General features: G+C 72.2%; 4 protein-coding genes. All 4 read right to left on the bottom strand.

Features of this window, described 5'->3' with window-relative positions:
* Positions 1-796, bottom strand: a 796-nt coding sequence (locus PHC73_RS12270; RefSeq protein WP_300128687.1) for an NAD(P)H-hydrate epimerase, incomplete at its 3' end; no start/stop codon positions are given.
* 81 nt (positions 797-877) lie between these two features.
* Positions 878-2,248: a DNA repair protein RadA gene (gene radA, locus PHC73_RS12265; RefSeq protein ID WP_300128684.1), complete on the bottom strand. Its 1,371-nt coding sequence runs from the start codon at positions 2,246-2,248 to the stop codon at positions 878-880.
* A gap of 32 nt (positions 2,249-2,280) precedes the next feature.
* Complete coding sequence (gene dnaB / locus PHC73_RS12260) at positions 2,281-3,639, bottom strand: replicative DNA helicase (protein ID WP_300128682.1); 1,359 nt, start codon at positions 3,637-3,639, stop codon at positions 2,281-2,283.
* 19 nt (positions 3,640-3,658) lie between these two features.
* On the bottom strand, positions 3,659-3,760 hold the full coding sequence (locus tag PHC73_RS14040) for a 50S ribosomal L9 C-terminal domain-containing protein (protein WP_366949878.1): 102 nt from the start codon (positions 3,758-3,760) through the stop codon (positions 3,659-3,661).
* Between the last annotated feature and the right edge of the window lie 7 nt (positions 3,761-3,767).

Raw genomic sequence — 3,767 nt, 5'->3', positions numbered from 1 at the left:
CCAGACACGCCGCGCCGCCGTAGCCGTGATCGCCGCCCAGCACCAGCACGTGCCCGAAGTCGCCCTTGTGCGCGCCGCGCCGGCGTGGCGGCAGCCAGCGCGCGCGCAGCGCCGGCAGGTCGAGCAGCACGGCGGGCGGCTCGCCGGCAGCCGCGCAGGCCAGCGCCGGCACGCCCAGATCGTCGAAATGCAGTTCACCGCAGCAGTCGCGCGCGGCACCGGTGTACAGGCCCTGCTTGCGGGCGACGAAGCTGATGGTGGCGGTGGCCCGCACCACCGCGCCCGGCGTGGCGCCGGTATCGGCGTGAAGGCCGCTCGGCAGGTCGAGCGCGAGCACCGGCCGGCCGGCGGCGTTGATGGCGGCGATGGCCTCGGCCACCGCGCCGCCGGGCAGGCGGTCGAGGCCGGTGCCGAGCAGGGCGTCGACCAGCAGGTCGGCGCTGGTCGGTGCGGTGGCGTCGGACAGTTCGCTGCCGCCGCAGGCGAGGAACGCCTGCCTGGCGCGCTCGGCCTCGCTGCCGGCCCGCGGCGGACCCGCCACGGCGATCAAATCGACGGTGAGGCCCGCCAGGTGAGCCAGGCGCGCCAGCACGTAACCGTCGCCGCCGTTGTTGCCGGCGCCGCACAGCACGCCGATGCGCCGGGCGTCGGGCCAGCGGCGGCGCAGCAGGGCGAACGCCGCCGCGCCGGCGCGCTCCATCAGCGCGTCGCCGCTGCAGCCCGGTTGCTGCGCCGCGATCTGGTCGATGCGGCGCGTTTGCTGTACCGAGTAGAGCTTGTCCAGCAAAGACAGCACGTTACGACGACCGATTCAGGCCAAGGGTGAGGAGATGCGGGCAAGCATACCCGCATTCGGGCGATTTCACCTTGGGCGCGATCAGGCGCCGTCGGTCAGGCGCGCGAACACGTCGGCGAGGTCGCCGAGATGCTCGAGCGCCAGGATTTCGAGCCCGGCGATGGGTTTGCGCGGTGCGTTCAGTTTGCCGACCACGGCGCGCTTGAAGCCGAGCTTGGCCGCCTCACCCAGGCGCTCCTGGCCGCCGCGCACTGGCCGCACCTCGCCGGCCAGACCCACCTCGCCGAAGCTCAGCACGTCCGCCGGCAGCGGCCGGTTGCGCAGGCTGGACAGCGCCGCCAGCAGCACCGGGAGATCCGTGGCGGTTTCGGTCACCTTGAGCCCGCCGACCAGGTTCACGTACACGTCCTGGTCGAACAGCGCCACGCCCGCGTGCCGGTGCAGCACCGCCAGCAGCATGGCCAGCCGCGAGCCGTCCATGCCGAGCGCCAGCCGGCGCGGGTTGCCAAGCGGGCTCGATTCCACCAGCGCCTGCACCTCCAGCAGCAGCGGGCGGGTGCCCTCGAGCGTGGCCATGGTGATGCTGCCGGCCACCGGGCGCGCGTGGCGGGTGAGGAAGATCGCCGACGGGTTGCTGACTTCCTTCAGGCCCGCCTCGGTCATGGCGAACACGCCGAGCTCGTTGACCGAGCCGAAGCGGTTCTTGAAGGCGCGCACGATGCGGTAGGGGCTCGAGCTGTCGCCCTCGAAGTACAGCACCGTGTCGACGATGTGCTCGAGCACGCGCGGGCCGGCCAGCGCGCCTTCCTTGGTGACGTGGCCGGCGATCAGCACGCTCACGCCGGATGTCTTGGCCAGCCGCGTCAGGCGCGCCGCGCATTCGCGCACCTGCGCCACGGAACCCGCCGCCGAGGCGACCGCTTCGGCGACCAGCGTCTGGATGGAATCGACCACCAGCACCTCGCAGCCGGCGGCGGCGTCCAGGATGGCTTCCAGGCGCGCGTCGATCAGCAGCGGCAGATCGGCGTCGCCAAGCTGCAGGCGCTGCGCGCGGGCGGCGATCTGCGCCGCCGATTCCTCGCCGCTGGCGTACAGCACCCGCGTCGACTGGGCGAGGCGGGCCAGCGTCTGCAGCAACAGCGTCGACTTGCCGATGCCCGGATCGCCGCCCAGCAGCACCACCGAGCCCGGCACCAGCCCGCCGCCGAGCACGCGGTCGAGTTCGGTGCTGCCGGTGGGAAGACGCGCCGGCGCGCCGGCGCTGGCCGCGCGCAAATGCGTGATGGCGCGCTCGCCGCTCCAGCCGGCGCTGGCCGGACGCTCGGCTGCGCGCGACGGCGCGCGGTGCTCGGCAAGACTGTTCCAGGCGCCGCAGGCGGTGCACTGGCCGGCCCACTGGGCGAACAGCGCGCCGCACTCGGCGCAGCGAAACTGGCTGCGGTCGCGGGCCACGGTCGGCGGCTCAGATCGGCGACGACGCCGGCCTAGTCGCCATAGCCGCCGTAGTCCTGCGCCAGGTCCTCGAAGCGCGTGTAGGCGCCCAGGAAGGCAAGATACAGGTGGCCGATCGGGCCGTTGCGCTGCTTGGCGATGATGATCTCGGCCTTGCCCTTGTCCGGGCTGTCCTCGTTGTAGACCTCGTCGCGGTAGATGAACAGGATCACGTCGGCGTCCTGCTCGATGGCGCCCGACTCGCGCAGGTCCGACATCACCGGGCGCTTGTTGGGGCGGCTTTCGAGCGAGCGGTTCAGCTGCGACAGCGCGATCACCGGCACCGACAGTTCCTTGGCGAGCGCCTTCAGCGAGCGGGAAATCTCGGAAATTTCGAGCGCGCGGTTGTCCTTGGCGCCCGGCGACTGCATCAGCTGCAGGTAGTCGACCACCACCAGCCCCAGCCCGTGCTGGCGCTTCAGGCGCCGCGTGCGGGCGCGCAGCTCCAGCGGCGTCAGCGCCGGCGTGTCGTCGATGAAAATGTCGGCCTCGCCGAGCAGGTGCATGGCCGAGGTCACGCGCGGCCAGTCGTCGTCGTGCAGCTGGCCGGTGCGCACGCGGTGGGCGTCGACGCGGCCCAAGGACGAGATCATGCGCAGCGCCAGCTGCTCGGCCGGCATTTCCATGCTGAACACGGCCACCGGCTGGCGGCTGCGGATGGCGACGCTCTCGACCATGTTCATGGCGAACGAGGTTTTGCCCATCGACGGGCGGCCGGCGACGATGATCAGCTCGGCCGCGTGCAGGCCCGAGGTCATGCGATCGAGGTCGGTAAAGCCGGTCGACACGCCGGTCAGCGTGGTGCCGGAGCGGTACAGCGCGTCCAGGCGCTCGAGCACCGTCGGCAGCAAGTCCTTGACGGCGGCGAAGCCCGAGCGGGCGCGCGCGCCGCGCTCGGCGATCTCGAACACCCGCGCTTCGGCGGCATCCAGCAGCTCGGCCACCGAGCGGCCCTGCGGGTGAAAACCGCTGTCGGCGATGGCGCTGCCGACGCCGATCAGCTGCCGGGCGATGGCCCGCTCGCGCACGATGTCGGCGTAGGCGGCAAGGTTGACCGCGCTGACCACGCCACCGGCCAGCAGGCCCAGATACGCCATGCCGCCCACGCGTTCGAGATCGCCGCTTTGCTCCAGCGCCTCGGCGACCGTGATCAGGTCGCACGGCCGGCCGGAGTCGTAGACGCGCCGGATCGCCTGGTAGATCAGGCGGTGGTCCTGGCGGTAGAAGTCCTCCTCGACCAGCCGGTCCGAGACCTGGTCCCAGGCCGAGCCTTCCAGCAGCAGGCCGCCGAGCACCGACTGCTCGGCCTCGATGGAATGCGGCGGTACCTTGAGCGCGGCCGGATCGGCCATGGAACCCACCGGGACCGGCTTACTCCGCGACCACTTCCACCGTGATCCGCGCCGTGAGGTCGGCGTGCAGGTTCACGTCCGCCGGGAAGCTGCCGACGTTGCGGATGGCGCCCTCGGGCAGGCTGAGC

The sequence above is a fragment of the Immundisolibacter sp. genome (assembly GCF_028696615.1).
Taxonomy (GTDB): domain Bacteria; phylum Pseudomonadota; class Gammaproteobacteria; order Immundisolibacterales; family Immundisolibacteraceae; genus Immundisolibacter.
The sequence above is the reverse complement of the archived record's forward strand: the minus strand, read 5'-3'. Positions and strand labels throughout refer to the sequence as shown.